The organism is Sebaldella sp. S0638 (genome assembly GCF_024158605.1).
Taxonomy (GTDB): domain Bacteria; phylum Fusobacteriota; class Fusobacteriia; order Fusobacteriales; family Leptotrichiaceae; genus Sebaldella.
In genome coordinates this window covers 1-5,560 of sequence record NZ_JAMZGM010000174.1, presented here as the reverse complement: position 1 = coordinate 5,560, position 5,560 = coordinate 1, and the positions used below count along the sequence as shown (strand labels likewise).

Here is a 5,560-nt window from a genome sequence, read left to right as displayed (position 1 = left end):
CTGTCTATTTTGTGATACTCATTTTTTTATTTAAAAATTCTTCTTTTTTTCCTTGACATTTTATAACTGGTCTAATTCTTTATTACATCTTATCGCATAACTATGACATCTATGTGAAGATTATAAAAAAACTCTTTTACAGGTTCTTAAAATATTTTATATTTCTAACTGTTTTGTTTATATTCATTCTAATAAAAATCAATAAGATTTAAGTTATAATTTTTTTCTACACAATTTATAATTTATTTTTTCTATTTGGTAACTTTTTTCTTCAATTTTTGTCAATAATTCCGTATTATCTTTTCTAAACTACATTTTTTTTATCTAATGATGCTACTTTATTTTCAATATATATTTTCATTTTTTATTTCTCCTTTAAATTAATTCACGATATAATTAATTAAAAAATTATATTAGGAGTATTTATGAATAAACGTATTAATTCTTTTGATTTTTTAAAAGGCATAGCCTCTATTTTTGTTATAATGATTCACTCTGGATTCATTAATAAATTTGAATATTATTATTTTTTATTTGATCCTATTACGAGAATAGCAGTCCCATGCTTTTTGATCATTTCTGGTTTTTTATATGCCAAACATATTAATAATTTCAGATATTTTATAAAGTATGAAACAAAAATATTATTGACATATTTAATAGCTTATCTTATTTATGTTGTCTTTATTTTTAAAGTTCCCACAATCACTTTTTCAGGACTATTTTGGTTTGGTCTTATGCTAAATTTTTGGTTCTTAGTTGCTTTATTTTGGGATATTTTTATTCTTTATTTTTCCAACTTTTTCTCCATTAATAAAATAATTTTATTCGTTTCTTTACCTTTATACATAATGTCTTTATTTGGTAAAAATGAAAGTTATTATAATTTTTTAAACTTAAATTTTCCATTTCGAACTATAATTTTTTTTACATTAATATTCGTAATGTTGGGTTTTCTTTCTTACCAATATAGTGATATTTTGGTTGAGTTTAAAAATCGTTCCATTATTCCATTAATTTTTATTTTTTCTGGATTATCCATGTTAGAAAAGTATATTAGCATTAATTATTTTAAAAATGCACTTGGAAGTAACTTTCTTTTATCAACTTTACCATTAGTTTTTTTGATTTTTATATTTTGTTTGAAAAATAAAAACATTAATATTCCTTTTATAAATATTATTGGAAAAAATTCTTTATTTATATACTTATTCCATACTTTTTTTATGTATTATTGCTCTAAATACACACAAAATACTTTCATTATCTTTCCATTAACAATTTTATTTTTTATTTTTTTATTTTTTTTAATTGACAATATAAAATTATTTTATAAAAAACATCAAAAAGGATATAAATTAAAGTAACACCTAAAAATTGAACAGCTATTTCAAAAGAGCCTGTAAGGATTGAATTCTATATTGTATAGGACTCAATCTTTTTTTATTCCCCCACTTTTCTCTAACGCATCTATTTATTTAACAATAACTTCCAAAAAACATTAATGTATGCATGTTTGTATTTATCTATCCTTCTTTATCACATTCAATTTCCCGTTTTCTATCTGAAAATTCTCATAAATATAGTTTTTATCCCTATACTCCACCAAACACTTTTTTACCTCTGATTTCTTTTCCAGCGATTTTGGTTCTATAACTTCCCCGCATACCAATACCTCAAAACTCTCAGAATCTGCTCCGTCTATTATCAAATTTTTATAATATACATTATTCTTATCTTTTGATATAGCTGAATCAATCATTTCAAAAGTCTTTTTATCTACACCGTTTATTATTTTTTCCTGCACATAAATATTATTTTTGTCTTTAGAGTAAGATCCTCCTAGATACTCAAAAGTCCGGGCATCGGCTCCGCTCATTTGCTTCCCCTGCCAGTATACAGCTTTATCATCTTTAGCAAGACTATGGTGAAATATCTGAAAAGTCTGCGGGTCAGACCCTTCTATTTTTTCAGTTATATAATACACATTTTCTTTATCTGCCGAATAAGAAGTAGAACTAGGATGGCTTAATCTTTTAAACGTCGACGGATCTGCACCTTCCAGCTTCTTACTGTCCCAATATACACTTACCTTATCTTTTGCATAAGCATCGCCTAATACTTCAAAACTTTCAGGATCTGCCCCCTCTACTTCTACAGCATAAAACCCGTATACGTGATTTTTATCTTTTGAATAATGTATGTCTAAAATTTTAAATGAGTCCGCATCTATCCCGTCTATTTTTTTCCCTTTCCAGTATATGTTATTTTTATCTTTTGCATAATATTCATTTAAAATCACAAAACTTGCCGGGTCTACACTTTCCAAAATATTTTTTTCATAATAAATCGCATTTCCGGCAGTTTTATACCTGCTTTTTCCATTATAAGCCGGATTTATTTCATTTTTACTACAGGAGATATTCATAACTAAAACTATAAACACGAATAAAATATAATTTCTTCCTCTGATCATTTGATCCCTCCTCAAACAAAATAAAATATTAAAATACATATCGCCATTAATATAAAAAACAACCGCTTAATTACAGCTATTTTAAAAATGCTGCTTTTCTTTTGTAATAAGCCGGGGTAATAAAAAATTTCCCTATTACTTTTCCTTCAGCAAAAAATCATTATTTATCACTTTAAATGAAAGAAATTTCCCATCCTCTGTAATGCTCTGACTTCTTATTACAATCCCTTCCTTATCCAATCCGCTTGGATACTTTCCTTTTGCTTTTTCAAGCAGCTCGTCCAATGAATAATTAAAATTCTCCCCTTCTTCCTCCATAGGTACTGTTTCCAGTCCAAGATGTGAAATAATATCTTTAAAATCTTTATAATTATAGTAAGTTGCAGTGTCAATATCATAAACATTGAATATAAAAAATTTTGGCTTTTGTAATTTCAAACGGTTTTTTTGAATTTTTTCACCGCAGAATTCACCCTGTAATGCAATATTTTTACCTAGTTCTGTTAATTTTTCAGGTATCTTGTACATATTGGCAAGTTTCCAGTAACTGCTTGTATCTGTTTCTTTATACTCCTTATTCCGGCCGCATACACCGGTCTGTCCATTGTTAAAATATATTGTACAGCTTGTCCCGTCCATTTTTGTTGTTATATAATATGATTTATCTGTTAAATCATCTATTAATTTCTGATCTGACTGGGCACGAATTTCATCTGTTGTCGGAATACCGTATGGTTTGTCTCCTATTTCAATCCCGGCGGCTCCTTCTACTTCAGGCATCTGCCATTTTTTTACGCCTAGTAATTCTGTTACCTCTGTTCCTTCAGTCAGCTGCTCACATTCCGGAAAATCTTTAAGCGGCAAAAAAAGGCCCTGAGATACTTTACCTCGTAATTTCGCTGTTTTTATCCGAAATCCTTCTCCCATAATCTCATTTTTTGTATAACTGTTATTTCTTAAAAATTCAAATTTTTCTGTTATAGGCAGAAAACTGTCAACTTCAAAGTAAATTCCCAAATCCCCGATATTAAATTCTCCTTTTTTAACAACACATTTCCATCCCATAATTTCAACCAACTCAATAAAATCTGAATTTTCAATTGGCAAAATATTTTTAACTTTTTGAATTGTTACTAACTTTCTCATAGCCGTTCCTCCTTATATTGTTTTAATTATATACTAATTCAGGTGCTTACACAAGACTTAATAAGCAATTTTTGTTATTCTGATTTTTTTTGTAAAGAAAAAAAGAGCATTCCGCTCTTTTCAATTTTTTATATTTCTGCAATATTCTTTTTTTAAGTTTTCTAATTCTATAATTAAGTCTCCTAATCCGTCAGGATTTTCTAACAGTACATCTATTAATATACAACTGTAATATAGATAATCATTGTCTAAGTTTTCCATAGTTCTACCTACCTTTTTTTATATAATATTACTATCAAAACTTAGAATAGATTATTTATATCATATTTTTTGAAAAAAGAAAAGAGATTTTTTATTTATTTAAATATAACTGCTGTTATTTCTTTTCTGTTATTTTTCCATCTAAATAAAAGGCATTCTCGTCCTCAGCTTTTCCATCTTCCAGTGTCAGAAAAGTATCAGAAACGGCTCCATCTATTTTTCTCCCTAAATAAAACACCGAGTTCCTATCCTTCGAGTAATCATCATCTGCCAAAATTACAAAACTCACAGGATCTGCTCCGCTGATAATATTATAGTTAAAGTATACATTGAACTTATCTTTGGCATATCCCCAGTCCAAAACCGTAAAACTTTCTATATCAGCCTCTTTTATTTTTACATCCTTATGATATACATTTTTCTGGTCTTTAGAATAATAACAGCCTAAAATTAGAAAACTTTTTGGATATTCTATATTTAATTTTTTCCCGTTAAGATATATTTCTTTTTTATAACTCGTATACTCATTTCCGATTTTCACATGTTTTGCCATATCACCGTCTCCTGAAGTTTCATATTATAACATAAAAAAGAGTATCCGCAAAGATACTCTGATATTATTTACTTTTTATTTTTCAGCAGTCTTATTAACGAAACGGCAGTTATTCCTCCGCCAAATCCTAAAAGAGCCATCCCTATTGTATTCTGCCCGACTTCACTTCTGTTGTTTTTTGAAATTAATTTTGCTGCTTCCTCTGCATTTGTGGCATTTAAAGCAATGTCTAAATTATCCTGACTTCTATTTTTACTGTTAAATGTCAAAAACCCGCCTATTATAAGAGAAATTATTCCTATTCCTAACAAAACTTTTATTTTATCCATTAAAAATCCTCCTTAATTTTTATTTTATTATCTTTTTTCTGCTTTATTTCTCACAATTTAAATTACTAAAATTATGCTTCATAATCTTCTTCAAATACAATTTCATTTAAATTAAGATTTTTCAAAAATACCTCTTTACCTGTTATACCATAAGAGCTTTTGATAATTACTCCTTTTGTTTCGGGACTAATGGACCCGAATTTCACAGCTCCTGCCTCTATACTGGAATAAATCACCGGAGCATCGACCTCTCCGCCGACTTCCAAACGTAATCCTGTATCACATAAATATATTTTTTCTTTCACTGTTAGATCTTTTTCTATTATATATTCGTTGTCACAAAACATAATTTCATCTGCTCTCAAATTTCCGTTTACACATAAAGTAGTTGCTCCATAAGTATCTAACTTACCGTTTATAATAAAGTCACCATTTATGAAATAAATGCCTCCTTCTTCAATCATATAAAAATCCTCATTGAATTCCAGCGTTCCGTCATGTATAAACACGCTGAAATAGTCATCTACATACTCTTGAATACTGTCTATATTATCAAAGTCGATATTTCCCATTTCCGCTTTCATAATTTCTCTTAATTTTTCACTTTTTAATGCCATATTCTGTATTTCTTCCACAGATGAAAATTCTAATTCTTCCTCCATTTACTCTCCTTATTATATTGTAATTTTAAAAATTATAACATATTTTTTTAAAATAAAAATGGTGTTAGTATGAAAAAGTGGACACAAAAATCTTGATTGTGTAAACTAATTGAGAGAAGGCAGGTGTCCGAAA

General features: G+C 28.1%; 7 protein-coding genes. 1 reads left to right on the top strand and 6 read right to left on the bottom strand.

Annotation, left to right across the window (positions count from 1 at the left end; all coding sequences use genetic code 11):
• The first annotated feature begins 425 nt into the window (after positions 1–425).
• On the top strand, positions 426–1,367 hold the full coding sequence (locus NK213_RS18745) for an acyltransferase (protein WP_253352104.1): 942 nt from the start codon (positions 426–428) through the stop codon (positions 1,365–1,367).
• A 155-nt stretch (positions 1,368–1,522) separates the two neighbouring features.
• Here the strand turns inward: NK213_RS18745 and NK213_RS18740 are convergent, their stop codons facing one another.
• The 6 genes from NK213_RS18740 to NK213_RS18715 form a co-directional block, all read right to left on the bottom strand.
• A complete protein-coding gene (locus NK213_RS18740) occupies positions 1,523–2,476 on the bottom strand; it encodes a DKNYY domain-containing protein (RefSeq protein ID WP_253352102.1) in 954 nt (317 codons plus the stop codon).
• Positions 2,477–2,611: 135 nt separating this feature from the next.
• The gene (locus NK213_RS18735; protein WP_253352100.1) at positions 2,612–3,622 is read right to left on the bottom strand and encodes an RNA ligase (ATP); all 1,011 of its coding nucleotides are present in this window, start codon (positions 3,620–3,622) and stop codon (positions 2,612–2,614) included.
• A gap of 120 nt (positions 3,623–3,742) precedes the next feature.
• Complete coding sequence (locus NK213_RS18730) at positions 3,743–3,883, bottom strand: hypothetical protein (RefSeq protein WP_253352098.1); 141 nt, start codon at positions 3,881–3,883, stop codon at positions 3,743–3,745.
• A 115-nt stretch (positions 3,884–3,998) separates the two neighbouring features.
• On the bottom strand, positions 3,999–4,436 hold the full coding sequence (locus tag NK213_RS18725; RefSeq protein WP_253352096.1) for a DKNYY domain-containing protein: 438 nt from the start codon (positions 4,434–4,436) through the stop codon (positions 3,999–4,001).
• A 68-nt stretch (positions 4,437–4,504) separates the two neighbouring features.
• Positions 4,505–4,765, bottom strand: coding sequence for a hypothetical protein (locus NK213_RS18720; protein WP_253352094.1), 261 nt, complete (start codon positions 4,763–4,765; stop codon positions 4,505–4,507).
• Between the two features lie 71 nt (positions 4,766–4,836).
• Positions 4,837–5,427, bottom strand: coding sequence for a hypothetical protein (locus NK213_RS18715; protein WP_253352092.1), 591 nt, complete (start codon positions 5,425–5,427; stop codon positions 4,837–4,839).
• Positions 5,428–5,560: the final 133 nt, after the last annotated feature.

Excerpts from the sequence above, each read along its gene's own strand:
- NK213_RS18735 (WP_253352100.1), bottom strand. The coding sequence starts at position 3,622 with ATGAGAAAGTTAGTAACAATTCAAAAAGTTAAAAATATTTTGCCAATT.
- NK213_RS18730 (WP_253352098.1), bottom strand. The coding sequence starts at position 3,883 with ATGGAAAACTTAGACAATGATTATCTATATTACAGTTGTATATTAATA.
- NK213_RS18720 (WP_253352094.1), bottom strand. The coding sequence starts at position 4,765 with ATGGATAAAATAAAAGTTTTGTTAGGAATAGGAATAATTTCTCTTATA.
- NK213_RS18745 (WP_253352104.1), top strand. The coding sequence starts at position 426 with ATGAATAAACGTATTAATTCTTTTGATTTTTTAAAAGGCATAGCCTCT.
- NK213_RS18715 (WP_253352092.1), bottom strand. The coding sequence starts at position 5,427 with ATGGAGGAAGAATTAGAATTTTCATCTGTGGAAGAAATACAGAATATG.
- NK213_RS18725 (WP_253352096.1), bottom strand. The coding sequence starts at position 4,436 with ATGGCAAAACATGTGAAAATCGGAAATGAGTATACGAGTTATAAAAAA.
- NK213_RS18740 (WP_253352102.1), bottom strand. The coding sequence starts at position 2,476 with ATGATCAGAGGAAGAAATTATATTTTATTCGTGTTTATAGTTTTAGTT.